At 55.9% G+C, this 26,064-nt stretch carries 24 protein-coding genes and 1 pseudogene; 11 read left to right on the top strand and 14 right to left on the bottom strand.

Translation table 11 applies throughout. The features are described 5' to 3' along the window. Positions 1–422: 422 nt before the first annotated feature. The gene (locus ACR0NF_RS14240) at positions 423–1,529 is read right to left on the bottom strand and encodes a ParB N-terminal domain-containing protein (protein WP_480667669.1); all 1,107 of its coding nucleotides are present in this window, start codon (positions 1,527–1,529) and stop codon (positions 423–425) included. Continuing rightward, positions 1,526–2,833: an AAA family ATPase gene (locus tag ACR0NF_RS14235; protein ID WP_480472178.1), complete on the bottom strand. Its 1,308-nt coding sequence runs from the start codon at positions 2,831–2,833 to the stop codon at positions 1,526–1,528. The genes ACR0NF_RS14240 and ACR0NF_RS14235 overlap by 4 nt, the downstream gene beginning before the upstream one ends. Positions 2,834–3,301: 468 nt before the next feature. Between ACR0NF_RS14235 and ACR0NF_RS14230 the strand changes: the two genes are divergently transcribed. The 5 genes from ACR0NF_RS14230 (at position 3,302) to ACR0NF_RS14210 (ending at position 9,177) form a co-directional block, all read left to right on the top strand. Beyond that, a complete protein-coding gene (locus ACR0NF_RS14230; protein WP_480472179.1) occupies positions 3,302–3,985 on the top strand; it encodes a DnaA N-terminal domain-containing protein in 684 nt (227 codons plus the stop codon). Positions 3,986–4,097: 112 nt separating this feature from the next. After that, positions 4,098–5,879, top strand: a complete 1,782-nt coding sequence (locus tag ACR0NF_RS14225) for an ABC transporter ATP-binding protein (protein WP_480472180.1) — start codon at positions 4,098–4,100, stop codon at positions 5,877–5,879. Further along, complete coding sequence (locus tag ACR0NF_RS14220) at positions 5,876–6,775, top strand: glycosyltransferase family 2 protein (protein ID WP_480778459.1); 900 nt, start codon at positions 5,876–5,878, stop codon at positions 6,773–6,775. Before ACR0NF_RS14225 ends, ACR0NF_RS14220 begins: the two co-directional genes overlap by 4 nt. Positions 6,776–7,636: 861 nt before the next feature. Next, positions 7,637–7,966, top strand: a complete 330-nt coding sequence (locus ACR0NF_RS14215; RefSeq protein WP_480472182.1) for a hypothetical protein — start codon at positions 7,637–7,639, stop codon at positions 7,964–7,966. Between the two features lie 14 nt (positions 7,967–7,980). Then, a complete protein-coding gene (locus tag ACR0NF_RS14210; protein ID WP_480778458.1) occupies positions 7,981–9,177 on the top strand; it encodes a cupin domain-containing protein in 1,197 nt (398 codons plus the stop codon). Between the two features lie 37 nt (positions 9,178–9,214). Here the strand turns inward: ACR0NF_RS14210 and ACR0NF_RS14205 are convergent, their stop codons facing one another. From ACR0NF_RS14205 to ACR0NF_RS14195, 3 genes are all read right to left on the bottom strand, one after another. Then, entirely contained in the window at positions 9,215–9,352 is a 138-nt protein-coding gene (locus ACR0NF_RS14205; RefSeq protein ID WP_480667665.1) for a cytochrome c peroxidase, read from the bottom strand. Positions 9,353–9,581: 229 nt separating this feature from the next. Further along, positions 9,582–10,127: a GNAT family N-acetyltransferase gene (locus ACR0NF_RS14200; protein WP_480778457.1), complete on the bottom strand. Its 546-nt coding sequence runs from the start codon at positions 10,125–10,127 to the stop codon at positions 9,582–9,584. A gap of 74 nt (positions 10,128–10,201) precedes the next feature. Then, positions 10,202–11,554, bottom strand: coding sequence for a tetratricopeptide repeat protein (locus ACR0NF_RS14195; protein WP_480778456.1), 1,353 nt, complete (start codon positions 11,552–11,554; stop codon positions 10,202–10,204). Here ACR0NF_RS14195 and ACR0NF_RS14190 point away from each other — a divergent pair. Next, complete coding sequence (locus ACR0NF_RS14190) at positions 11,553–13,277, top strand: winged helix-turn-helix domain-containing tetratricopeptide repeat protein (protein ID WP_480778455.1); 1,725 nt, start codon at positions 11,553–11,555, stop codon at positions 13,275–13,277. The two genes, ACR0NF_RS14195 and ACR0NF_RS14190, sit on opposite strands and share 2 nt — an antisense overlap. 327 nt (positions 13,278–13,604) lie before the next feature. Here the strand turns inward: ACR0NF_RS14190 and ACR0NF_RS14185 are convergent, their stop codons facing one another. Then, positions 13,605–15,662 carry a DEAD/DEAH box helicase gene (locus ACR0NF_RS14185; protein WP_480778454.1) on the bottom strand — a complete coding sequence of 686 codons (2,058 nt, stop codon included), beginning with the start codon at positions 15,660–15,662 and terminating at the stop codon, positions 13,605–13,607. A 248-nt stretch (positions 15,663–15,910) separates the two neighbouring features. Between ACR0NF_RS14185 and ACR0NF_RS14180 the strand changes: the two are divergent. Continuing rightward, a pseudogene (locus ACR0NF_RS14180) lies at positions 15,911–16,159 on the top strand (IS6 family transposase); the annotation flags it as partial. A gap of 282 nt (positions 16,160–16,441) precedes the next feature. Here ACR0NF_RS14180 and ACR0NF_RS14175 read toward each other — a convergent pair. The 5 genes from ACR0NF_RS14175 to ACR0NF_RS14155 form a co-directional block, all read right to left on the bottom strand. Next, on the bottom strand, positions 16,442–16,714 hold the full coding sequence (locus ACR0NF_RS14175; RefSeq protein ID WP_480561663.1) for a trimethylamine methyltransferase family protein: 273 nt from the start codon (positions 16,712–16,714) through the stop codon (positions 16,442–16,444). Then, positions 16,650–17,453, bottom strand: a complete 804-nt coding sequence (locus tag ACR0NF_RS14170) for an SDR family NAD(P)-dependent oxidoreductase (protein WP_480667650.1) — start codon at positions 17,451–17,453, stop codon at positions 16,650–16,652. Before ACR0NF_RS14170 ends, ACR0NF_RS14175 begins: the two co-directional genes overlap by 65 nt. Positions 17,454–17,456: 3 nt before the next feature. Then, positions 17,457–18,236, bottom strand: coding sequence for an SDR family NAD(P)-dependent oxidoreductase (locus tag ACR0NF_RS14165; protein ID WP_480472196.1), 780 nt, complete (start codon positions 18,234–18,236; stop codon positions 17,457–17,459). Further along, the gene (locus ACR0NF_RS14160) at positions 18,233–19,294 is read right to left on the bottom strand and encodes an LLM class flavin-dependent oxidoreductase (protein WP_480667649.1); all 1,062 of its coding nucleotides are present in this window, start codon (positions 19,292–19,294) and stop codon (positions 18,233–18,235) included. Before ACR0NF_RS14160 ends, ACR0NF_RS14165 begins: the two co-directional genes overlap by 4 nt. Positions 19,295–19,397: 103 nt before the next feature. Then, complete coding sequence (locus ACR0NF_RS14155) at positions 19,398–20,372, bottom strand: LysR substrate-binding domain-containing protein (protein ID WP_480472198.1); 975 nt, start codon at positions 20,370–20,372, stop codon at positions 19,398–19,400. Between ACR0NF_RS14155 and ACR0NF_RS14150 the strand changes: the two genes are divergently transcribed. Further along, a complete protein-coding gene (locus ACR0NF_RS14150) occupies positions 20,264–20,767 on the top strand; it encodes a flavin reductase family protein (protein ID WP_480667648.1) in 504 nt (167 codons plus the stop codon). The two genes, ACR0NF_RS14155 and ACR0NF_RS14150, sit on opposite strands and share 109 nt — an antisense overlap. Here the strand turns inward: ACR0NF_RS14150 and ACR0NF_RS14145 are convergent. The 3 genes from ACR0NF_RS14145 to ACR0NF_RS14135 are packed head-to-tail and all read right to left on the bottom strand — an operon-like array spanning position 20,723 to position 23,313. Next, complete coding sequence (locus ACR0NF_RS14145; protein ID WP_480778453.1) at positions 20,723–22,123, bottom strand: MATE family efflux transporter; 1,401 nt, start codon at positions 22,121–22,123, stop codon at positions 20,723–20,725. The two genes, ACR0NF_RS14150 and ACR0NF_RS14145, sit on opposite strands and share 45 nt — an antisense overlap. Before the next feature lie 12 nt (positions 22,124–22,135). Further along, the gene (locus ACR0NF_RS14140) at positions 22,136–22,723 is read right to left on the bottom strand and encodes a helix-turn-helix domain-containing protein (RefSeq protein WP_480472200.1); all 588 of its coding nucleotides are present in this window, start codon (positions 22,721–22,723) and stop codon (positions 22,136–22,138) included. Between the two features lie 11 nt (positions 22,724–22,734). Further along, positions 22,735–23,313 (bottom strand): carboxymuconolactone decarboxylase family protein, encoded by a 579-nt coding sequence (locus ACR0NF_RS14135; RefSeq protein WP_480472201.1) that lies wholly within the window; start codon positions 23,311–23,313, stop codon positions 22,735–22,737. 278 nt (positions 23,314–23,591) lie between these two features. Between ACR0NF_RS14135 and ACR0NF_RS14130 the strand changes: the two genes are divergently transcribed. Genes ACR0NF_RS14130 through ACR0NF_RS14120 form a run of 3 tightly spaced genes read left to right on the top strand, consistent with a single transcriptional unit; the run spans position 23,592 to position 26,053 of the window. Then, on the top strand, positions 23,592–24,338 hold the full coding sequence (locus tag ACR0NF_RS14130) for an amino acid ABC transporter ATP-binding protein (protein WP_480472202.1): 747 nt from the start codon (positions 23,592–23,594) through the stop codon (positions 24,336–24,338). Positions 24,339–24,340: 2 nt separating this feature from the next. Continuing rightward, entirely contained in the window at positions 24,341–25,183 is an 843-nt protein-coding gene (locus ACR0NF_RS14125; protein WP_480472203.1) for an amino acid ABC transporter permease, read from the top strand. 36 nt (positions 25,184–25,219) lie between these two features. Next, positions 25,220–26,053 (top strand): transporter substrate-binding domain-containing protein, encoded by an 834-nt coding sequence (locus tag ACR0NF_RS14120; protein WP_480472204.1) that lies wholly within the window; start codon positions 25,220–25,222, stop codon positions 26,051–26,053. Positions 26,054–26,064 lie beyond the last annotated feature (11 nt).

The following is a 26,064-nucleotide window of genomic DNA, read 5'->3' as shown; positions in this document are numbered from 1 at the left end:
ACTCGGTGGAATCGGGCAGCAACATCATTAATGCTCATTATAATAGGTTTTTGCGCACTGCCTTCACATTGCTGTAACCAAGTCAATGTAGCCAATCTTGGCAACTCGAATGCTGACTTATACGATTCCCTATCTACACTGATTTCTAAACCCTTCTACATACAGAACCGACACAACCACGTAGTTCCTCTATTGCCGATGGTAGCATCCAAACGGCCCGCAATCACCTTTGAACCCGCTCGAACTTCACCTGTTAGGCGATAGGACGCGTTCCTGTGACTAAACTCCGAAACTTAATCCAAGGTCGGGTGCCACACTTCTTTCAGCGCCGAACACCCCACCATAAAAACAACCACATTACGGATCATTGGAACCAAAAGACATAGTTAGACACAATCGCAATGAGCACCCTACTCTGCGCCTTACCCATGGGTAAGATCATCCTCTTCACGCAGATCATCAATCAATACGCTCACGGCTCGTTCCAGTTTCGCGCGATCAACGCGCGTGAAATCCAGATTGTAGCGTAGTTCCAACCGACCACTTGAAGCGGAGCATTTGGCGATCCCTGCCCTGCCCGTAACCTGAAACGTGGTTTTCGCTCGGCGCGGCTTGCTCACCGATTCAGCCGGAGGTTTCGCTGCGACTTCATTCTCCTGAGCCAAGAAACCACGCAATATGGCGACCTCTCGAGTGCCATCTCTTTCTGGCTCGTTCATCAGCGCTGTATTGACCTGATGGATCAACCCGGGATCAGTATCCAGCTTCCGCTTTAACTCCACCCCGACATTCCGCGGAATGTCATTCGGATGCATCAGCGTCTCCTCGAGCATCGCAAGCAAACTGGCGAACGCACGGATATAGCTGCGTTTGGTGTAGCTTGCTGACTTGAACAACGCAGACACGGCCTTGTCTACGTCCGGGCAATCGTTCGTTGGATCATCTGCATACGCACGCGCCAAAGATCCCATCTCAGCAAATGAGATGTCTTTTCGGATCAGGTTTTCATCCACCATCCGACGATAGCTGTCATTCAAATCCGCCGGCTCTGAAATTCCGGCGGGGATTGTCGCATATCCTGTATCGCCGGTTTCCTCTAGCAAGGCGCGATAGGCCGACAACCGTCGCATACCCTGTACCAGCTCATAGCGCCCATCAGAACGGCGCTCGACACGGATCGGGTTCGACAGGCCGATATCCTGAATTGATGCTTTTAACTCATCCAGTTCCGGATCAGGCCCAGGCTTGCGATCTCGTGTCAGACGTTCGGTAAGCACATCCGCCAGAGCGACCTGCTCTGTCACCAATCCTTCACTGCGGAGTCGAACCAGTTCATGCGCGAGCCTGTCATTCTCAACACGGATCGCGTCTTCGGTAGACTGTTGATCACGCAACGCATCTGCGTTCTCGGAGATAGCCGCCGCCATTGGACCACGGCGCTTTTCAAGCGCTCCGTCAGGTGTTTTTCTGGCCGGGATATCTTCCATCGCTGGCATGTCGATATCGAACATTCTGCGTTTGCGGCTCATGCGTCATCCTCCAACTTATCCCAGGCCGACAACATAACGCCCCGGAATTCATCGTAAACGTTGTCAAAAGTCGACCGTGCACGACGCCAGGTTTCCCGCGTCATCTCACGATAATCCATCTCGTAAACCGAGCTCAGGAAGCGCCCCGATTGTTCAACGGCTCGCGTCATTTCAACCGGGTGTTCGGCAAGATGATCCCCAAAGACTTTGCGGAAAGCGTCGTACATTGCTGTGTGAAGTGCATTGCCCGGCTCATACCGAGTCAGCAGGAAGCGCAGTTCGCAGAAGGTCTTGGGTAAACCGATCTTACCCGTGGGTAAGGTCTTGTCGAAGCCATAGGCCAGATCTTCGAGCGCTTCAGCCAACTGACCGATGAACGATGTCGTTGAATCGTATTCCCAATAGCCGGGCCCGGACGGGATATAGAGCATATCAGCGGCGAACACTGCGTTCATCGACTGATAGCCAATCGCGGGTGGACAATCGAACAGGATCAGATCGTAAGCGTCGTCCGGGATCTGATCCAGATAGCGTGACACCGCGGCAAAGAACGACCACTCTGGATTCAGATGGCGATACTGAGCAGACGCGAATTCAACAAAGGCTGCGTTTGCGCATGAGGGAATCGCGTCAATGGTCGACCACGAGGTCTGCTTGATGAAGTCCGATATCCGCAGATCACCAAGGCCCATATCGGTAATTGATGGTGGCAATTCGCGGCGGGGCAGGGCGGTTCCGGACTCCGCAGCCGCAGGGCGGTTGTTCATCCGTGTCGTCTCACGGATCAGATCGCGGGCCATGATGCCCCAAACCGTATAGTCTTCGGCAACGTCGGTCAGCCCCATCGAATGGCTGAGCGTAGCCTGTGGGTCAAAATCCACCACCAACACACGATAACCGTCTAGTGCCGCAGCATGCGCGAGGTGCAGAGCAACAGTCGATTTACCAGCGCCGCCCTTGAAGTTCGCGACGGCTGCGCGGATCGCGCGCTTACCCGCTGGGCGCGGCGGCGTTAGCGCCTTGCGATTGATCTTGAGCCTCCGCCGCAACTCATTGACTTCTTCCAGGCTGAACCAGCGCTGACGCCCATCAGGCTCTACCTCACCGCCAGGCAAGGAGGGATCAGCGGCCAGCTTTCCCCGGAAGGTCGACTGATTCACTTTGAAGATCAGCTCGGACACCTCCCAGCTTGAGAAGCGGCGTAAGGTCTTCTCCATCTCGGGACTGAAGGTTTGCTGCCGAATCCAGCCCTGCAGCTTCAGGGACTGCGTACGCAATGCGTTTAGGTCTTCGTGCGTGTACATGCCTCAATTCTCATTTGTTGGACGCTATTTTTCTCACTTTCGTTATTTACGCTTGATTTGCGGTTTTAGCAAAAGAAATTATTGTGGAGTTGTGAACTTACCCATGGGTAAGAAAATAAGACTGATGAGCGCTGAAACCGATTCGGTTAGTAGCCATCAGTAAGATGGGACTCCGTCGCCGGATTCAGGCGACATTTAGGGGGACGTATTTGGCCGAACCTCTGCATTTGGGGGGACATCATAGGCTGTTAAGGGGTCAACTAAGGTGTCCCCCATCACCAGAACTTCACCTATTTCTTTTCTTTTTTGAAAGCAGATTGGGGCATCCATCGAACGCAAGTGTAACCAAGTCTTGACAGAATCGGATTATTGGACGCTAATCGGGCCACAATCACGAAAAGCGTTGGGAAACAGCGCATTCATGGCGGATAAACCCGTTTGAGGCATGTAAAGGCGGTGAGGACACCTATGCAGGTTGCGAAACCAGTCGGGCGTAATGCGCCTGCACTGAAGTATGATATCCTGTCAGCATTGGCAGTTTATGCGTTGTCCGGTGACAAGCATAGGCACCGTAGCGTCCTACGACTGATGACGTTGGTCACCACGCGGTACAATTGGCGTTCCAACGAGCTGTCGATCGGTCGTGAGGAGATCGCACGCCTCTGGTCCGTGAACGAACGGACGGTAAAGCGAGAAATGGCGAAATTTCGGAGCTCGGGTTGGATAGCGGTAAAGCGTGCAGCCGTACGTGGGCGTGTCGCTGTATACGAGCTGGACCTCAAACAGCTCATGCTGGACACGGCTGAAATCTGGCCTGTGATCGGATCCGATTTTCAGGATCGGATGCAGCAGGAACCGACAGAGACGACAAATGTCGTACCCTTTCAGGGCAAGCCGACTGTCCCGCCGCCTGAAAGCGAAGATGTCTGGGGCCAGGTCCAGTCCATTTTATATGGTCGCGATCCTGAGCTTTGGGCCAGCTGGTTTCAGCATCTGAACGAAGCCGAGCGGGCAGGGGGGCAAGTAACGTTGATTGCGCCGTCACGCTTTATGGCGGACTATATTGCCCAAAAGTGGATGTCCCGTGTTCTGGCAGCCTATGGGCGCGTCGATCCATCGGTCCGGACTGTGCGCATCGAGGCCGCAGAATAGGGCAGGGGGCGGGTGGGCTTGCTCAACGAGGGTGGGCAGACTATCTAGCGACGATGGTTTAAGGGCGGTACGATCCATTCCGCCTCGCCGTTGATCACTGTGGAAGCTGACATTGCTAAAGATCAAATCGAAATTCGCAGCACTCACCGAAGATTCAATCCTGTGGCGGTTGCTGGCTGAGAACATCCGGGCCCAGATGGTGCCTTATATCATTGCTACCATTGCAATGGTCTTTGTTGCGCTCACCACTGCAGCGGTGGCATTCATCATGCGCGATGTGGTGGATTCGCTGTTTGACAGTGAAAATTCCAGCAAGATTCTGGGTGTTTCGATCGCGGTCTTCATGATCTTCCTTATCAAGGGTATCGCGACGTACGTGCAGGTGGTGGCGCTGACACGAGCGGGAAACAGAATAATCGCTCAACAACAGATCAGGCTCTATGACAAGCTTTTGCGGCAAGGGGTTTCTTTTTTTAACCTTACCGAAAGCTCGGACCTCTTGATGAGGGTGACTCAATCAGCGCAGGCTGCACGGATGGTGATCGAGGTCATGGTGACCACCGCTGTTCGTGATGCGCTGACATTGCTTGGTTTGCTGTTCGTTATGTTCTATCAGCAGCCGGTTCTGTCATTGTTCACTCTGATCATTGGTCCCCTGGCGATTTGGGGTGTTCGATCCCTACTGCGCAAGGTGCGCGCGATTGCGGATATGGAATTGCAGTCGATGGCGGCGATCATGAAAGTGATTCAGGAGACTTCGGCGGGCATTCGAGTGGTCAAAGCCTTCGGGCTCGAAGAGCGGATGGCCGGACAGATGTACACGGCCGTGAAAAGCGTGGAAAAGCGCAGCAACAAACTCGCGCGTTTGCAAGCAGCAACCAGCCCGTTGATGGATATTTTGGCGGGTTTTGCCATCGCTTCGGTGATCGGACTAAGTGCCGCCAAGCTTTTCGGTTCAGCTGGCTCCACCCCGGGTGAGTTGATGTCATTTGTGACGGCGCTGATGATGGCCTATGAGCCTGCCAAACGTCTGTCAAAGGTGCGGGTGAAGATGGAGGTTGGCCTACGGCGGGTGAAGATGCTGTTCAACCTGCTGGATCAGCCCGAAACCCTTCCTGAAGAAGCAGACCCCAAGGCGTTGCCGGATGGTCCGCGTCAACTCGTGTTCGATAACGTTTCATTTGGGTATCGCAAGCGCGACCTGATCCTGAAAGACCTGTCGCTGACCTTTGAAGCGGGTCAAACGACGGCGCTTGTTGGCCTGTCGGGTGGCGGTAAATCGACCATTCTGAACCTCGCGCTGCGGCTCTATGACCCGATTAGTGGATCGGTGTCGATTGACGGGTTGGACATCAAATACGCGTCCTTTGAAACGCTGCGCAAGAACATGTCTTTCGTGGGTCAGGAGACGTTTCTGTTCTCGGCTTCAATAGCCGACAACATCCGGTTTGGTCGCGAAGGGGCGTCACAGCAAGACGTAATTGATGCCGCGAAGGCTGCAAACGCTTACGATTTCATCATGGCGCTTGAAGATGGGTTTGACACCATGGTCGGCGAAAACGGCGCCTTCCTGTCAGGGGGGCAGAAACAGCGTCTTGCGATTGCGCGCGCGTTGTTGCGTGACAGCCCGATCTTGCTGCTAGACGAACCGACCAGTGCGCTGGATTCACGGTCAGAACATCAGGTGCAGGAAGCATTGCATCGTTTGACCAAAGGGCGGACGACGATCATCGTTGCGCATCGCCTGTCCACTATCATGCATGCGGACAAGATCGTGGTCATTGAAGCCGGAGAAGTTCTGGAACAAGGCAGCGCGGCGCAGCTGCTGGAACATGATGGACCGTTCAAAACTCTGTACGACCATCAGTATTCCAGCTCGGTCAAAGCAGAATGAGCTTAGGGTCTAAAAAAACGCCTCTGGACGCTTCGGTTATCATCCCGACCTATCAGAGCTGGGATCAGCTGCAGCTTTGTTTGGATGGTCTTGTGGCGCAGACCATTGCGGCTGATCGCTTTGAAATACTTGCGGTAAACAACGATCCCACTGATCCAGTGCCTGAGGGTTTTCGGTTACCTTCAAACGCGCGCATTCTGAGTGAGGCAAAGCCCGGTTCATATGCTGCGCGAAACCGCGGTATCGAAGATGCGGCGGCTGAGTTGCTGTTTTTCACCGATTCCGATTGCCAGCCTGATCCCCAATATGTAGCGGCGGGTCTGAAGATCGCCTCAGACCATCCTGAGGTCGGGCGGTTTGGCGGCAATGTCGTGCTGATCCCGAACGGTCGGGATTGGACAACAACCGAACTTTACGATGTGCATCTTGGGCTTGAGCAGCAGAAATGGGTCGAACGGGGCAGGGCGGTGACCGCTAACCTGATCGTACGTCGCTCTGTCTTGGATCGGGTCGGTCGTTTTAACGACACGGTGCTATCGGGCGGGGACATGGAGTGGAATGATCGGGCCAAATCTGCAGGTGAGCCCATCCTGTTTGCTGCAAATGCCATTGTCCGCCATCCCGCGCGCGGCAGCCTGCGAGAGCACATTACAAAAGCCCGCCGCATCGAGGGCGCGCGTTTGCGCCGCAATGCTAAGCGTGGCTTCGTGAATTATATCCCGCCTATTCACAAAATGATCCCGTCCTTCAAGACACTGAGAAATCTCCTTAGGACTCCTGAGCTGTCGACGGGGCAAGCTTTTGGGGTTTGGGGCGTTCATTATGCACTGCGGATCGTGAAGATCACTGAAACTGTTCGGTTATTGTGGTTCCGGCAGCCTGACCAGCGGAAATGAGGGCGTTTCGGCAGCTCGGTGGTGCTGCGCATTTATTACCGATTATGAGCGCAATGAGCCCTGCGCCTTACATCTAAGCGGATGTTCCGCAAACTTTTGGAATGGCCAGCGACTTACTGGACACACGGATTTGTTGCGAAGTTTCTGACTGAACGAAGAGATGACACCGAACCAGCGGCTTATGTCGCCAGTTCCGCAAATTGACGAAATGGGCAGATTCCGAGTGTGAGTAGGCCTTTGCGGATCATGTGCGTCACTTCGATTCCGTCCAGTTTAGCAGCCGCTGAAGCAAAGGCCATGAACCCTAGCAGGCGCACTGCGCTCGCCACCCGCGACGGGCTATTCTCCGGTAGTGACGCAATGGGGTTTTGTAAGATGGCCCTGATTCACCCGGATTGGTGCGTTCCCCTGATTTAATTTACTTGCCGCAACAGCAATAAGCATATCTGGGAGTTCCGCGTTCTTTATGCTGCGTTCGCGCGAGTCCGCAAAGTCTGCATTCTGTGAGATTGAGCGGCTCCCAACTTTGCCCATGCAGCGATTGACCGCAAAGCGGGCTGCGATCACAGCGCCCCAATTCCGCGCGCAAGGCCCGGTTTGGGCCGTCCTCAACTGAACCAGTCGGACCTATCGATCGAATGTTGCGCCGCATCTGATGTCGGCTTCGAGACCGAATTAACCACCGCCGCGATAAGCCTTATCTGACGCGATCCGCTCCTGCAGTCACTAGGTTAGCGAGGCAATTCCAGCGGAACTCTGCTAGACAGGCTTCGCACGCAAAGCTTGCCACCCAAATTTCTTCAGGTTGTACTATTCTGTAGTCACTTTTCCAAGCTACGTTTTCAGAAAGGGGATTGATCCATGTCCAACAAATCCAAATCCCGGTCCGACGAGAAAGGCGATGCACTCGCACGGCAAAAACGTCTGCTGCGCCGACAGCACGAAGCTCGCAAGAACGAATGTCGCGGTCTCCAACCAGACGATATCGGAGTGGTCCGGGTGGAATTCAGCGTCCCCGCCTCGCGCTTGTTCGGCGCGGGAAACTTCTCGGCTGGGGGCAATACCGGCGGACGCACCGTCGACGCCGATGGAGACCCCAACGACGATATCCTGATCTTCGACAGCGACACAGGCCCCGGTGGCGACGAAGTGCTTCAGATACCGTGGCCCCCGGGATCTGATCCCGACTGACGGGTTTCCGGGCGATGTTCGATCTATCTGCGCTGGTGGCGCCGCTATCTCCTACGGTGTTCAAAGACGAGTACTGGGAGCGGAAACCCTACGTCACCCATCGCGGCGATCCGGGTCGCTATGTCGGTCTGCTCGACCTCGAGGACGTCGATGCTATCCTGTCGGAAAGCCATGTCTCCGCCCCTTTCATAAGATTGGCTCGCGATGGCAAGGTCATCCCGTTCGAGGCGCTGCGCGGGGCTGGACCGTTCGGTCACGTCGGCACGCTCGATCGCCTGTACGAAGAATACCGTGACGGGGCCACGATCATTCTTCAGGCGCTTCAGGACCGCTGGACACCGTTGCGGCGCTTTTGCCAGGGGCTTGCCACCGAGTTCTCGGCGGCGTTCCAGGTCAACGCCTACCTCACCCCGCCGGGTGAACAGGGATTTGCTACGCACTACGACACTCACGACGTCTTCGTGCTGCAACTCGAGGGTCGCAAGCACTGGCGGTTGTTTGACAACCCCCGGCACCTGCCGACCGTTGGTCAGCCACCATCCGAGGCCGAGGGCGGCCCCGGTGACCTGATCGACGCCTTCGATCTCGAAGCCGGCGATATTTTCTACCTGCCGCGCGGCTGGTGGCATGATGCCGTCGCCCACGACAGAACTTCGCTGCACCTAACCGTGGGCGTGTTCCCCGTGACCTGGGGGGCTGTTGCCCTGCACGCGCTGGAACGCGCCGTTTTGGCGAATCCACGGTTTCGCGAATCCTTGCCGGTAGGGTTCTCCGGAACGCCTGCCGCGCGCGACGTGGCCCAGGTGCGTTGGAACTCGCTGGTCGAACTGCTCTGCCGCGAACTGCATCGCCCCGAAATCCTCGAAACCGCCTCCGATGCCGCCCGTGCCGCGCGTCAACCGACGCTCCGCGGCCATCTCGTCGATATTGCTGGGATCGAAGCGCTTGGGCTGGACACCGATGTGATCCCGCGCGCAGGCACCGGAGCGATCCTCGACTCTGGCCCTGACGGGCTTTGGCTGCACTTCAACGGTAAAGCGATGACCTTTCCGCCGCATGTCGAACCCGACCTCGTGGCTCTAATGGACGGGCGATGTGCCACCGCCCGCGCCCTGCCTGGGAATCTCGACGACGACGCACGGCTGCTTCTCGTACGCCGCCTTGTGGAAGAGGGTTTTCTCACCCTCGTCCCTCCGAAGGAACAAGGTTGATCACGCCGTCCTTCGTCTCGCGCTTCTGACCTACGCCTTAGCCACCCTTGCCAATACCCAGCGCCAATCCGTCCCCAGTTCCTAGCGACGGGTCGTGACAAGTTCCAAAGGAAATGTTGCGATTGCTTGAAAGAATGGGGTCAAAGAGGAGATATTGTCCAAGAGTGACGAGCACCTGGTCAGGATTTCCATCCTACAGAAAATCTGTATCTGTCAGAGACGGAGGCATGGGTTGAATGTCGGCCCGCGCAGCCGGGTAGGCTATCACCGTTGTCAGGCATAGTATCGAGATCGTCAGATTTGCTGAGCGCTTGGAGCAATATTTAAGAGTCATGTCTTTGTCCTTCGCAAGCTGACGCCTCTTGCTGCGTTTGATAGCGACTCAGCAACTCTGGTTTTCATTTTCAAAAAGAGTGGTTTGCCAGATGGCCGACGCGCAGATCGGCCGCTGCGTGATGATCCGACAATCGGCCCATCATCACTGCATCGACAAAGCCGCCTGGGCGACGGGCGTATTTGCGAATTACGCCTTCGCGCTCAAATCCAAATGCTTCGTAAAGCTCGATGGCGTGAGTGTTGTCCGACCACACCAAGAGGCCGGTCCGTTCCAGCTGCAACCAGTTGTCACAGAGATCTAGCATCGCGCCCAGCAACGCTTTGGCAATTCCCTTGCCCTGAAAATCGCTGCGCACCGCGATCAGGTCAATTTCGCCCGCGTGATTGTGGCGTGGCACGTCCGGCGTCGACGACAAAAAGCAGATGCCAACGACACTACCGTCTACTTCAGCCACCAGTTTGTAGTCGCCCGGTCCCGAGTTGATACGCGATTCTACATTGGCGTTTGCGATATGTGGCAGGCGCATTGTGCCCAACATCACGGAATCATCTGTTAAAATGCATTTGATGTCCGATACGTCTTGTGCTTCGACATGGCGGATTTCAATTCTCATTTTATTGTCCTCTCAATCAGGTCTTCTGGCGCGAGCAAACCGCGCTCGCGCCAGTTTCTTTGGAACGATGGTTGTTAGGCCACGGTCGCAGAGCCCAGGGGGTCCGCGTTCGCACGGCCCAAAAAGCGTTTATTGATGGGGCTGTGGGGTTTGACGGCAATCCGTTCGTTTGCCAGGGCTTCTGCCGCATTTCGATTGCCAGAACGAAGCGCGGCTTCGGTCAACGTCCAATCGATAATGTCCCGTTGCGCGTGACTGCCGCCGAATGAATTTGCGATAAACCGCGCGCCATGAAGCGCCTCCGTCGCATCTTCGTAGCGGCCCATCCAAAATGCCCTGAATCCTTCGATCAAGGGCAGCCCTGTTGCCTTGGCCCAGCGAGATGTTTCGCCGCTATTTACAGGCGCGTTCCGATACCGATCAACGATACGATCAACCTCGTCATCGCGACCTGCCCCCAGATATGCCATTGCCGCGTGCCAATCGTTGAACGGGTACAGCTTACCATCGGCGTGGTTGTCCCAGCACGCTGCGACATCGGCCCAGCGGTCGGAGATGTCGTGATCTTCCAGATGCAAGCGCCACAGAAGGGCTGAGGCATCGACCAAATCCAGCGCCACATCGCTGTTTTCTTCGCGGATCCGCGCATCGTACAGCTTGATCGCCTCATTGGCCTGACCAAGGTCGAGGTGATAAAGCGCCTTGTGCCACCAGTTGTGGACTTTGAAGAAGTTATCATCACCCGACCAATTTGGTTCGCGCGACGCCATCCATTCGATGCCGTCCTCAGCACGCCCCTGCATTTCCAGCACATGCGCGACAGCGTGCTGCGCCCAGCAGTCTAAGGGATCGCGTTCGACCGCTTCCCGACCGACGGCTTCAGCACGGCCATAATCACCAGACTCTTCCAGCCCAAAGGAGTACATGCCCAGGAGGATGGAATAGCCCGGCTGGTCTTCCGACCACTTAGGTAGGACCCGTGCAATTCGGTCACGCAGGTCGCGCGCATTGGCGCGGTAAAAGTCCATCAGGTGACCAGCTTGCAGGCCCAGAATGTCGTGTGGAAACGACATGTTGTGACGATCCAGCTTTACGGCAGCTTCTGTCCAATTGTTGGCAAGAAGCGCACTAAGGGCATCGACATGCGATTGTTCCAGGTCGGAATTGGCAAGTGGGCGGACTTTCGCCAAAATGTTCCGTGCCTCGACAGCGGCCTCGGGTTCTGTTGCCAATCCGAACAGATAGGCTTTCAGGATATATGGCATTGCATAGTCCGGTGAGGCCTCGATCGCCTGGTCGGCCAGCGCTACGGGATCGCCCCTGTAAATGTTGAACGCGCGCATGGCGGCGTTGAAATAGTCCGCAGCGACTTCTTTTGAGCCTGCAGCTGGCCAGTTTCCGGACAATTTCGTTTCTTGGTGGGACATGTCACTCTCCAAACTCTGTTTTGACTGGGCGGATTGCCCGAATGCGATGGCTTTACTGCGCCGTCGCCTGCGCTGCTTGAAGTCAACTGGGAGATTTTTGGGAGATCATTGGAAATCTGTATTTGAGACATCGCTTGGGATAAAATGGCGAGAGCGAAGGAGCGGTACGAGAATGCGATACGAGTTCGATGCCTTCACGTTAGACACTGACACCCGCGAGCTTAGCCGCGGTACGACCGCTGTCGCGCTCGAGCCGCAAGTTTTTGATCTGTTGGTTCTTCTGCTCGAAAACCGATACCGGGTGGTTTCCAAAGATGAGATTGTCCAACGAGTATGGTTTGGACGCGTAGTTTCGGATTGGACAATCCTCAGCCGCATAAAATCGCTACGTCAGGCATTGGGTGATGATGGGAGCGCCCAGAAATACATCCGTACGTTGCGCGGGCAAGGGTTTCGCTTTGTGGCACCCGCCAAATTAGTGTCGGTAGAAAGCGTCACAGCACTGGAAGCGTCCGAGCAGAAAACAGTCGGGGCGCCACCATGCATCGCGGTGTTGCCGTTTTCAGCGATCGGCGACCTAGAGGTCGGAAGATCCTTGGCGGATGCAATCCCGCGCGAATTGATCAGATCGCTTTCCAGTGTGCGTTGGTTGCGTGTCATTGCACACGGATCGTCATTCAGGTTCCGAGGACAGACGATTGAGTTTAAAGACGTAAAGTCACTGCTGGGTGCTAAGTACTGTATCTCCGGAATGGTGGAGACTTTGGCTGGTCGTCTCTATGTAGATGTTGAAATGGCCGATACCCGCACGGGTGAGGTCGTCTGGGCAATTCGCAAAGAGGCTCCGATTGACGAGGTGCAGCGTTTGCGAACCGAAATTGCAGGGGCTGTGCTCAATATTTCTGAGTTTGAGCTTCCCGAACACGAGGCGAGACTCCTAGAAGTGGATGATGCAGAAAACCTGGATGCATGGTCATCCTTGCATCTGGGAATTCGTCATATGTATCGGTTCAACAAGTCAGATACAGAAACAGCCCGAAAGATGTTCGAACGTGCTGTAGCGTTAGAGCCAACATTGGCACGCGCGCATGCTGGGATTTCATTCACCACTTTCCAACGCGTGTTTCTGGGATATTCGTCCGACCTTGCTGCAGACCGACTGGCCGCCAGACGCAGCGCCGAGGAAAGCGTTATGCTTCAACCTCGTGACCCGTTTTCGAATGTTGTGATGGGCAGAAGCCTGTGGCTGACGGGAGATACAGAGGCGAGTAAGCCGTGGTTTGATCGGGCGGTTCTTGAAAGCCCGAATTACGCATTTGGCCGTTACGCTTCCAGTTGGGCAAAGGTTTTCACATCGGACTACGCAGGTGGAAACGAAATGACTGACCTTGCCATTGCTCTTAGCCCGCTCGATCCGCTCCGGGGCGGCATGCTCTGCAACAAGATGTGGATCGCACTTGCCGCAAAGGACTATGATGCTGCCGTTCAGTGGGCACAAAAAACCGCGCTGACTCCTGGTGCGCATGCGGGCCACGCGATGTTTGCGGCGATGACAAACCGTTTGATTGGCAATGATGAAGGTGTGTCGCGGTGGCTGAAGGAAACGAAACGCCGTAATCCGGGGTTCAGCAAAGCAAAAGCAAAGGCTCTGGTTCCGAGTAGTCACACTGAATTTCGCGCCCTAACAGAAGAGGCTTCGATCGCGCTTGGTCTTCCCGATTAATGGTTGCGACGCAAAGCTGGAATTACCGCGCAAGCTACCAAGTGTAGTTTCGGCAATAGCTGCATGAGAAGTCGCCGGTTTGGTCCTTTTATCGAGCTTTGCAAAGCCCAGTTACGAAAGTCTGGATTGGGCTGCCCTCCGACGCTCAAACATAAAGGTGGACCAAATCAAATGGAGCATTCCAGAGGTCCACTTTAGGAAAGCTGCAATCCAGCACCGCGGAGCAGGATGAATGTCGCCTTTGCGCCGAAAAATTGTGCCAAATCAACATTCTTTGGACAACCCGCATATCTTTTCCTACCGATTTGTCGATAGGTGCCGGAGTGTTCAATTTCTTCTAGAAGGCTTGCGGAAAGGTCTTGCTTCTCCGCCCTTGCCGTTTTTGCTTTTTGAACGCGGCGCGTTTGAGACTTTGTTGCCGGTCTTGGGAGGCGCCTTTCGTGCTCTCAGAGATTTGGATGTGTCGGAGGCGTTCTTGTCTTGTTTTTGCCGCTTCTTATCCTTCGCGGCGGGCTGTGGTTTTACCTTTGCCCGCTCGCTTTTCGGTTGCGCCTGCAGACCCTTGTCCTGCTTTGACTTGTCTTCGTTTGCTCGTTCATTCGATTTGCTTGCAGCGGATTTTCCTCTACCCTTTAGGCGCTTGAACGCATTCTGGGCATCTTGGTCGGAAAGCTCGGAGCCGCGCGCAGCTTTCGTCGGATTGCCTGAACGAGGTCCTCGTTTTTTGGCTGTGTCGTTTGATGAATAAGGTGCCGCGGGCGGCCCCTTAGGTGAGGCATCGAAATCTGGTGTGCCCGCCAGCTCAGTCAGCGTCGCACCTTGTTCTATGGAGAGCTCGGCCCCCAACTCTTGTTTCAATGCGGGCACTGCATCATTGGCAATCTCGACAAAGGTCTCTTGGTATTGAACGCGGATTGCGCCGATCGCATCTTTGGACAAACCCGTATTGCGGCACAGCATTGGCAACAACCAACGCGGCTCTGCACGCTGCTTGCGCCCCAAAGAAAGTGAGAACCAAGTGCTTGGCCCAAACGCCGCGCGCTTGTCAGTGTTGCGTTTTTCGGATTCCGGCGTCGCGCTGAGTATCTCAGGTGCGGAGTGGCGCTCTCGGTAGAGTCGCAAATAGGCTGCCGCGACCTGCTCTGGAGCCCTTCCGCTGAGCAGCCGCTCTGCAAAAGCTGTTTCCTCGGCACTTGGCGGCTCATCCAAGGCGGGATTGGAGATTATGCGTTCCTCTTCCCGTGCGAGCACCTCATCCGCAGAGGGCGGGGCGCCCCATTCGGCTTCCAACTTGGCTGTCTTCAGCAAGCGCTGCGCCTTCGCGCGTTGCCGACCCGGCACGATCAGGATGGACGATCCCTTGCGCCCGGCGCGGCCTGTGCGTCCAGAGCGGTGCAGCAAGGTTTCCGCATTAGAAGGGAGATCTGCATGGATCACCAACTCCAGCCCCGGAAGATCAATACCGCGGGCGGCCACGTCCGTCGCAACGCAAACTTGCGCGCGCCTGTCACGCAGGGCTTGCAGTGCATTGGTGCGCTCTGTCTGGCTGAGCTCCCCTGACAATGAGACGACAGCAAATCCCCGGTTGGAGAATTTCGCGGTCAGCCGGGCAACCATGGATCGGGTGTTGGCGAACACAATCGCAGTCTGTACGTCGTGATAGCACAGCAAATTGATGATCGCTTTTTCGATGTCCGATGGCGCCACGTTCAAGGCGCTATAGGTGATGTCCGAATGCTGTGCTTCTGAATTTCCAACCTTGATCCGCTGTGCATCTTCCTTCTGGTAGGTCTGGGCGAGCTTGGCAATGCCGCGCGGAACGGTGGCCGAGAACATCAAGGTGCGCCGGTTCTGAGGTGTTTGATCAAGGATGTATTCAAGGTCTTCAGCGAAGCCCATGTCCAGCATTTCGTCGGCTTCGTCGAGGACGACGGTCCGTAGATCGCTCAGATCGATCACCCCGCGTGTGATATGATCGCGTAGCCGTCCAGGGGTGGCGACCACGACATGTGCACCGCGCTCGAGCGCCCTGCGTTCAGTGCGCGCATCCATACCACCTACTGCCGACGCAGTGACTATCCCGGCCTCAGCAAACAGCCAGTCGAACTCTCGCCGAACCTGCAAGGCCAATTCGCGCGTGGGTGCGATGACCACGGCCAATGGCGCCGCTGCTCGGTCAAATCGACCGTGCTTATCGAGAAGCTCTTCCGCCATAGCCAGCCCGAAGCCCACGGTTTTACCCGAACCGGTTTGCGCAGAGACAAGCAGATCTTTTCCTACCAACGCTTCGTCTGACACGGCCTCTTGTACAGGCGTCAAGTGTCTATAGCCTTTTTGAGACAGCGCTTCGGATAGGGTTTTAGGGAGGGCAGAGAAATCTTGCATGGGTCACCAAATGCGGGGAAAGACTTGGCGATAGTGGTATTTGGTTCAGATGTATAGCCCGTAATGTGCGCCCGAAAGAGAATGTATCAACCACAGGAAACTGGCTTTCGCGACCGCCCAACCAATGGTTGCTGCGTTTTAACCTTGTGAATTAGGTCGGCGGTTGTGTCGCAAACATTGGACATTGGTTGACCTAATCACGTGTCTTGGTTCTTTTGCTTTGAAATCAATTGCGAGCAGGTTTCAGTGTGGTCTCTTTGAAAGGCTGCCACTTCCCCAAGGAAGTGGTTTCGTATGCTGTGTTCTTCTATTTGCGCTACACAGTTTCCTATCGCGATCTTGAAGAAATCATGGCTGAACGCGGCGTGCGCCTAGGTCATGCCACATTGAACAGGTGGGTTGCCAAATATTCGCTGCTGATCGCAGCGCGGGCGTAATCGAAAAAGCGACCAACGCTGAGTTCTTGGCGCATGGACGAGACCCACCTGCGTGTTCGCCACATTTGTGGGTTAGATCTTTCACATTCGCGTCCGCAACTCTGGACGGCATTGAGGTTGCCAACATGATCCGAAAGCAGCAATTCCCCAATATTACGACGTCTGGAATTCGGCTTTTTGCCGAAATCGGAGGATAGGAGTGTGTAGCAAATTGCTAGTGCTGGTCGTTCCAAAAGCTTGCGACACATCTGGCAGGTTTGGGCAGGGCGTGCGAAATTGATCACACCCGCCTCGATGGTCGAGCGGCGCGCTCCGTCCCGATCGCGTAGAAGGGCGCGCTTTTCATGGTGCAGAACACGCTAGTATCGCCACCCATCGTGAACTCGGTCGTCGCCCCACGCCCCTGCACGCGGATTTCCGACAGGCCTTTGCCACCAGATCCATCAACAGGGTGCAGTCGATCTGCACCTGGTCACCTGAAACATCCGCTCCGGCCCGCTGCCAGCGGTCCAGCGCGACGGGATCGTGACAATCAATCCCGACCGCCCTTTTACACGCGGCACGACACCCCTCCGTCGACGGTGATTTCGGTACCAGTGATATAGGATGCGTCATCGCTGGCCAGAAAGACGGCGGCATTGGCCACGTCCCAAGGGGTGCCCACGCGACCCAGCGGGATGCGCGCGGCGCGTTGTTTGTCCAGCGCGTCCCAGTCGATTGTCGACGGGTCATCCGTGTTCTGTTCGGTGATGTTACGCGCCATCGGCGTGTCGATGAAGCCGGGCAGGATTGCGTTGGCGCGCACCCCATGCGGGGCCATTTCCGCCGCCAGATTGCGGGTGAAGGAAATGATTGAGCCCTTGGTGGCGTTGTACCCGATGTAAGGCGTGCCCAGATACCGCAGCCCGGCGATCGAGGAGATATTGGTCACCACCCCGGCCCCGCGCTCAACGAAATGCAGCAGTACATGTTTGGTGGGCAGGAAGACCGCTTTCATGTTCACATGAACCAGCAGGTCCCAATCCTCGACCGTGCTATCCATCGCGCCGCCGGTTTTTAGGATACCCACGTTGTTTTGCAGAATGTCGATCTGACCGAATTCGGACAGGCATTGAGCAATGGCGGCCTTTACCTGATCTTCCCGCGTCACGTCTGCCGTCAGGGCAATGGCCCGTCCGCCGTCCTGCCGGATCAGGTCACAGGTTTCCTCGGCGGCGTTCTCATCCAGATCCAGCGCAGCGATGGCGGCCCCCTCCTGTGCCAGCCGGATGGCCGTAGCCTTGCCATTGCCCATGCCGCGCTTCATCGAGCCCGCACCCGTCACCAAGGCGACTTTCCCTGTCAGTCGCGCCATGTGTTACCCCTCGTTCGATTGCAAAAAGGCACTCATGCCGCCGTCGATGGCCAGCAATTGCCCGTTGATGTAGGATGCCGCCTCGGACATCAGGAACGCGACCGGGGCCGCGATTTCTGCAGGCTCGGCCCATCGTGCCGCCGGGGTCCGGTTTTCAATCCGGCGCACGAAATCCTGATCGCTCAGGATTTTGTGGTTCATCTCGGTCAGGACATAGCCCGGTGCAATGGCGTTGACGCAGATGCCATCCGCCCCGAAATCCGCCGCCAGAGACCGCGTCAGCCCAGCGATGGCCGCCTTGGACGAGGCATAGTTGCCGATTCCGGGCCGCGGGTGCGTGGCCGCGATCGAGGACACCGAGACGATCCGACCCCGCTGCGGCCCCGGATTGGCCTTCATCACCTGAGCTGCCTCACGCGCCAGTACGAAAGGCGCAAAGACATGCAAGTCATAGATGGACCGGTAGTCGTCGATAGTCTGGTCCAGCACATGCCCGTGATTGGTGATGCCAGCATTGTTGATCAGGCCCCAGATCGAACCGATGCCCTGCACCCAATCGGTGCAGGTGTCGAAATCAGTCAGGTCGAAGGCGGCTGTTTGCACAGTTGCTCCATCCGCGCGCAAGCTGTCCGCCGTGGCCTCGACTGCCTCAGCGTTGATGTCTTGCAGGCACAGCTGTGCGCCCTGCGCAGCGCAGGCCTGCGCCATGGCCGCGCCTAATCCGCGCGCAGCCCCGGTGATCAGAATGGATTTGCCTGCCAGCGAAAAATCTAGACCGGTCATGAAGCGAGCGCTGCATTATCGGCCTCAAGCGCGGCATTGACCGCAGGCATCACCTGATCGCAGAACAGCTCCAGCGAGCGCAGGGTGTTGGCAAACGGCATCGAGGCGATCTGCATGAAGACGCTCAGATGGGTGATGCCGAATTCTCGCGCCTCGGCCACGATGCGTTGCGTGACCTCTTCGACATCGCCGATGATGGCGCGTTGCAGAACTGTGTCGATGTCGGGCTCATTGTCGAAGGGCACGATCTTGAGGTCCGCGCCGTCCATCAGCGGTTCGGGGCGGCGCATGTTGTTGGCCATGCGCGCATGGATCAGAACCTGCACGGCCGCGGCGCGGGCATCGTCCTTGTCATTGGCGACGTAGACATAGCGCTGTACCGCAAACGGGAAATCATCGCCCATCAAGCCGTTCTCGGTCCGCGTTTCCTTGTACAGCCGCCGAGCGGTGCCCACGATTGCGTTTGGCCCGATGGCCGGGGTGGTCAGCGTTTCAGCCCCGTAGTCGATCATCTTCTGGCGCATTTCGGGCGCGTTGCCGACTGCGAGGGTGCGGATGCGATCTTGAACCGGCGCGATGGACAGCGCCGCGTTGCTGATCTGAATGTGGTCGCCCTGATAGTCGATCACGCCGCTATAGACGCCCTGTTCGATGCAGTCCCAAATCTCCAGCCCGCGCATCAGACGGTCATTGATCTCAAACCCGAACTTCTTGAATTCGCGCGGCTGATATCCGGTGCCCAGACCCAGTACGAGACGGCCTTCTGTCAACTGATCGGTCAGGCAGATATCCTCGACCAGACGCAGGGGCTCATAGAAAGGCATCACCACAACCGCAGGACCTACCTTGATCCGCTTGGTTTGCGCGGCCATGTGCGAAGCCATCATCAGCGGCGAGGGCGAGATGCAATAGTTCGATAAGTGATGTTCGGCGAACCACGCCACGCCAAAGCCTGCGTCATCAACCATTTTCGTCATGCTGCGCATCTGGTTAAACACATCTGAATGTGAAGACCCGTCAACAGGCTTGGTCATCAAGTTGAACAACGAAAATTCCATGTCCTTCGGGCTCCGGTCTGGCTGCTACATGTATTCCGCGCAGTTTGACGAAACGTTGACAAAGCACCAAATGGTGAATCCTTTATCAGCGACAAAGAATTTCTTATGGGCTTTGTGCCTCTTGCCTCAACCAGGTCAGAAAGGTCTGAACGCGGGGCTGTTCGACGCGGCGTTCGGGACAGATAAAATAGTAGGAAAACGGCCCCTCGACGGGCTCGAACGGCAATTGGACCAAAGCACCTGAGGCCAGCAGATGTCGGGCAATTACATCGCGCACTACACCGATGCCCTGACTGTAGAGAATGGCGTTCACTGTGGCGCTGCTGTCGCCGAAATAGACCCCGTGTTCGAACGCCGCCGGATCTCCGCCATTTATTTCAATCACAGCACGCCATTCATTGTAATTGGTGTCGTGCAGAAAGGGCCGGTCTGCCAGCGCGCCGATATCTGAAATGTCGCCCAACATCGCGGCAGTTTGCGCTGAGGCGACGAGCATGTGCTGTTCACCGAAAAGATACTCTTCATAACCATCCGTGTATCCGCCCGAACCCCAGCGAATGGCGACATCCGCATCCTCTTGCCCAAAGCCTGTCTTTGCCACGGTCGACAACGTCAGCAAGTCGACCGAAGGATTGGCCGCCACAAACCGATGCGCCCGCGAAGCAAACCATGTCGAGGCAAAGGACGGTAGCAAGCTGACCGTCAGCGTCGTCCGCCCGGCATCAGGGGCCAGATTCTGCACACATTCGCCCAGTGTGTTGAGGATCTCAGCCACGTCTTCGGCGAATTGTTCACCTTTTTCAGTCAACAGGATCATGTTGTTGCGACGACGGAAGAGTTTGACGCCCAAACGATGCTCTAACAGTTTGACCTGCTGGCTGACCGCCGGTTGTGTCAGGTTCAGTTCCGCAGCGGCCAGCGTGAAACTATGCAACCGCGCGGCCGCTTCAAAGGCGATCAGGGTCTGTAATGGTGGCAGCGAACGCCGCATACGATTGCTGTCAAAGCCAACCGGTTCAAGTTTCGACAATGCATCGGGCCGAAGATGATCCAGTTTGTTTCGAAGGGCACGTCGCATCGCAGACCTGCATAAGTTTTTGTTGGGCAGAGCTTAAGCAATTCGTTCTTGTGATCAAGGCGGTCGCCCTCGCACAAAGGTATGAGCCAGACGGAGGCGACGTGCTAGACACCACCGAAATCACATCCGCGATGCGCAAAGCGGTGATGCCCGTTACGATTGTCACCACCAGTGGCGAACACGGCACCGCCATCAGCGCGGTCTGTTCTTTGATGGCGGCTCCGCCCGCGTTGCAGATCTGCATTAACAAGAAAAGCCGTATTCTGAGCAGGCTGCAGAACACGGAGCTTACGCTGAATCTCTCGTTGATTGTCCGTCATGAAAACCTCCTCCTTCCCAAAACTGGGATTTTATCGGAAGCCTCCCGAGGGTCTGTATATGTCTTCAGATCTTAAACCGCCGATCTGTGTTTGTGCAATCCTTGTAGTCAATGCCATAGCGATGACCCAACCGGATACAACAGCCGCTGCTGTTCCCAACCAGACCCCGATTTCATTGAATCCCAAAGGGCCAATAAACACCCAGACAAAGAATGCCACTCCGAACCCCTGGCGATACAGGCTGATCCAGACTGTCCAGATCGGTTTCTTAAAGGCCTGCAGCAGCGAGTTGATCGAAAACAACATCATGTAGAAGGGCAAAATCAGGCTATCGACGCGTAAGTAGCTGACGCCGACACGGATCACTTCGGGGTCCGTTGTGAAAAGTCGCATAAGCAAGGGTCCGCCAAACCAGAGGATCGGGATCGCGATCAGTGACATGATGAAGCCGATGCGCCAGCAGTAGAATAGCGCGGCGCGTACTCTCTGATTATCACGTGCCCCAAAATTCTGAGACGCGATTGGCAGTAGAGCGCCTGTCACGCCCAGAATGGGCAGCAGCAAAACTTGTTCCAGACGAATTGCGATCGCGTACCCCGCGATGGCATGTTCGCCAAACAGTTTTAGCGCGAACTGCATGACGAAGGCCGACAGCAGCATGACCATGAAGGAAAGAGCAGTGGGTAGAACCTGTAAAGAGATTTCGGCAAACAGTTTCATGCGGGGAATGAAATAGGCGACACGCAATCGTTTCATCCGTCGCCTCCGGAGCACTTGCCGGATCAGAAAGATCATCACACCGGTCTGACTGATTACGGTGGATAAAGCCAAACCATCAAAGCCGATACCTGGGATCACACCCGGGATCCCGTAGATCAGAAGCGGGTTCAGAATAATGTTTGCCAGAAAAGCCACAATGAGTGCCCGCTGCATGGAAACAGCATCACCATGGGCCTGAAGGATACCGTTACAGCCATGGGCCAGCAGGAACCCCGGCATTGCTAGAAGCAGCCAATAGAAATAGCGTAGCCCCGCGTCACGGTATACGCCGGGTTCAGAAACCAGCTTGATCAGCAAGGGCCCAAACCACAATCCGGCCAGGGCAAGCAGGCAGGATGCAACAAATCCGTATGACATCCCTTGCGCTGCCAGTCGTCGCGCCGTTCTGTTGTCGCCTGCGCCCAAGGCATTGCCGACCAGAGCACTCATGGCGGCACCCAGTCCAACGCCCACCGAGATTGAGATGAAAAAGGCCTGAAACCCTAGCGCGAGCCCTGCTTGCGCGCTGGTGGACAGGAGCCCTGCAAAAAAGATGTCGACAATATTGTATAGCGTACTGAACAACATTCCGACCGCGCCTGGAACGGCCAGGGTCCGAAAGTGACTTGGAATGGACCCTTTGGTCAGTTCAAGATCGATTGCCTCCGCCATGTCATCAGGGCTTCACGGGCGCTCGGCTTGAACGGTCAGAAAGACAAACTTGCGGGTCAGAACATCTTCGAACCCATGGTTGAGCTCAGCGTCAACGCTGATCGAGTCACCGGCCGAGAGCGTAAAGCGGGCCTCGCCATATCGGTAGACGGCTTCGCCCTCGATGGCTTGCACAAAGACCACGCCATGACCCACATAAGTGGGGGGTGGGCCACCTTCGCGCAGCAGCGTGACGCGGCGCGCCTGAAAGCGCAGGTCTTTTCGTGAATGCAGTGCCAGATTGACATATTCGTGGCTGTGCCCCGCCGAGATGCGGGTCGATTTCAGTCCTTCACCGTGGCGTACAAGGGTGTAGTCAGTGTGGTCGGTCCGCGCCTCACGGAACAACGACACAATCGGGACTTCAAGCGCTTCTGCTAATGCAGCTAATGTGTCAATCGACGGGGAAACCAATCCGTTTTCGATGCGGCTGACCATGGCGGCGGAAATACCAGATTGTTCAGCAAGTCGACGCGCGGATTGTTTGCGGCTTTGACGCAGTTCCTTCAGCGAAGCACCAATGGCGCGGTCGATCTGTCTGCCCGGAGGGTCTCCTTGCATGATCCGTCCTTTCACTCGCTGCTGTAATACCCCACAACATCGCCTTTAGTCGTGACGCCAAGGCCATTTAACAATCGGTTGGCGTAGTTGAAATAACCAACGATCTGGTTGATTTCGAGAATTTCTCCATCCGACCATCCGGATTCCCTAAGGGCAGTGACATCTGATTCGATCATCGTTCCCGGTGAGATTGTCAGCTTCTCGGCATATCTAAGTGCTTCAAGATGGGCGCCTTCGAACGCCTCTTGCGGGCGTTGGGCTTTCAGTGCGGCTTCGATCTTGTCAGCGCGCGCGTCGTCGCCGATCAGGTGGCGCGCATTGGCCCAATGATTGGCGTAGGAATACGGGCAAGTGTTGAGTGTGGAGACGTAAGAGCTGATGACTTCCTGAAACCACATCGGAACGGTGTTGACCTGATCGTGAAGGCAGGCCCGATACAAAATCACGTGTCCTTTCATGGTGTTAGGTCGCAGAGAATGGACGCGCATGACATTGTCCACCGTTCCATGTGGCGTACGCGCCAGGTCCAGAGTGGTCCGCAGCTGCGCGTCGGCATCTTCGTCAGATATCATCCTGATCCATGCGGACATCCACAGTTCCTCCTTTGGTCACGAGCACAAATTTCAGGCAGTGTAATCCTTCGCTCTGACTTTTTTATTGACGAGTATTGCATATTAAGCAACCATATTAATTACAGTGCAACAACTTTGAGGAGTCTCTGGCTTTGGCCGACCGCTCCACGCAATCGCAGCGGCCGTCCTATACCGGCTGAATTGTGATGGTCGACCAGGCTGCGCAGCCGGGCGTGGTGCGCCCGTGATAACTTCAAACGACCGACCTTGGCGTCCCGAACCCAGACAGGCACGACATGAACCAAGCCACTCCGATGATCGAAGTGACCAATCTGGACAAGTTTTATGGCACTTTCCACGCGCTGAAAGATATTGATCTGACGGTGCATCAGGGCGAGAAGGTTGTGATTTGCGGTCCGTCCGGTTCCGGCAAGTCGACGTTGATCCGCTGCTTCAATGGTTTGGAATGGCACAATTCCGGTCGCCTCGTGATTGACGGGATCGAGGTCTATGACGGCGCCAAGGAAATTCGCGAACTGCGTCAGGAAGTCGGAATGGTGTTCCAGCAGTTCAACCTGTTTCCGCACCTGACCGTTCTTGAAAACCTTACGATTGGTCCGATGAAAGTGCGCAAAATCTCGAAGGCTCAGGCCGAAGAGACCGCGCGCAATTACTTAGAGCGTGTGCACATCCCGGAACAAGCGGACAAATACCCTGCGCAGCTTTCGGGCGGGCAACAGCAACGCGTGGCCATTGCACGATCCTTGTGTATGGAAACCCGGATCATGCTGTTTGATGAGCCGACCTCGGCGCTTGATCCCGAGATGATCAACGAGGTTCTGGATGTAATGGTCGAACTGGCCGACACCGGCATGACCATGGTCGTCGTCACACATGAGATGGGTTTCGCCCGTAAAGTCGCGGACACGATGGTTTTTATGGAGGCAGGGCGGATCGTCGAGGTCTCGCCACCTGAGCAGTTCTTTACCAATCCTTCCAGTGAGCGGTGCCGCCTGTTCCTGGATCAGATTCTGGCCCACTGAGCATGAGCGACCTGGGCATATCCGGACCAAAGGGTCAGCCGCTGCCAAGGCCGCCTATCCTGAAGCGTTTTTTCGACTCGGTTCTGATTTCGATTGCGATCTACGCCATCATTGTCGGGTTGATCTCATACGGTGCGTATGTTGGTGCGCAAAGCATGGGGTATAACTGGCAATGGTACCGCGTGCCGCAATTCCTGTATCGCAATACCGAGGTCGGGTTTGAATGGGGCGAAATTCCAATCGGGTTGGTTGCTACAATCAAACTGTCGGTGATATCGTTCCTGCTGGCGACAGCGATTGGTCTTCTCATAGCATTGCTGCGATTGTCAGGTCTTGTAATCGGATCAGCTGTCGCGGTGGGGTTTCTGGAACTGATCCGCAACATCCCATTGTTGGTTCTGCTATACCTTTTCTACTATGTGCTTGGCCCGATCTTTGGATTTGACCGCTACACCGCCAGTATTCTGACATTGGCGGTGTTCCACTCGGCTTTGATTTCCGAAATCTTTCGGGCAGGGATCAATGCGATCCCAACCGGTCAATGGGAAGCTGCGAAATCCATCGGGATGAGCCCCTATCAGACCTATCGTTATATCATCCTGCCGCAATCAGTGCGCTTTATGCTACCGCCCATGACCGGCGAGGTCGTTCATCTGATCAAATCCTCGGCGATTGTCAGCGTGATTGCGGTGGCCGAACTGACCACGTTTGGCCGCAACATCATTTCCGATACCTACATGAGTTTCGAAATCTGGTTCACCATCGCTCTGGTTTATCTGGTGGTGACCCTGATCCTGTCGATCGGCGTGAGCCATCTGGAGAAGAAATATGCCGTCGACCAATAAAACTGAGAACTATGTCGGACAACAAGGAGAACCAAGATGAAGCTTTCTCGCAGAATGTTGGGGGCCGCTCTCGGCGCGGTCGTGGCAACAAGTGTCGCCACATCGGGTTGGGCGCAAAGCGCGACCCAGGGCCTGTCCAGCGAAAGTGTAATTGAAACCATCAAACAAGACGGCGTGATCCGCATCGGATTGTCGTTGTTCGTGCCGTGGTCCATGCGAGACAAGAACGGTGACCTGATAGGGTTTGAACTGGATGTCGGGCGCAAACTGGCCGAAGACATGGGGGTTGAGGTCGAATTCGTGCCTACGGCTTGGGATGGCATCATCCCCGCGCTGGTGTCGGGCAACTTCGATGTGATCATCTCGGGCATGTCGGTGACGGCGCAGCGGAACCTGACGGTGAATTTCACCGACCCTTATGCGTTTTCCGGTCTGGCCATTCTGGCCAACAAGGAAATGACGGCTGGCATGACCCGAGAGGACCTGAACTCTCCGGACGTGACATTTGCCGCACGTCGCGGGGCCACGCCAGCTGTTGTTATCGCCGAGAATTTCCCCGAGGCTAATCTGCTGCTGTTTGATGAGGACGGCGCATCGACCCAAGAGGTTCTCAATGGCAATGCCCATGCAACCATGGCATCGCAGCCCACGCCAAACCGCGAGGCGGGCCGTAATCCTGACACTCTGGTCGTTTTGGAGGGCGATTTGTTCGACCCGCGCGGCGAAGCCTTTGCTATGCGAAAGGGCGACCCGGATGCGATAAACTTTTTCAACAACTGGATCGCGCAGAACTGGCGCTCTGGCTGGTTGGAAGAACGTCACAATTACTGGTTCGCCACCGAAGAGTGGGCCGATCAGGTTGCGCAATAACTGAACGAACC

This window comes from Ruegeria sp. CF4, assembly GCF_056537345.1.
This window is presented reverse-complemented; position numbering and strand designations above follow the sequence as displayed.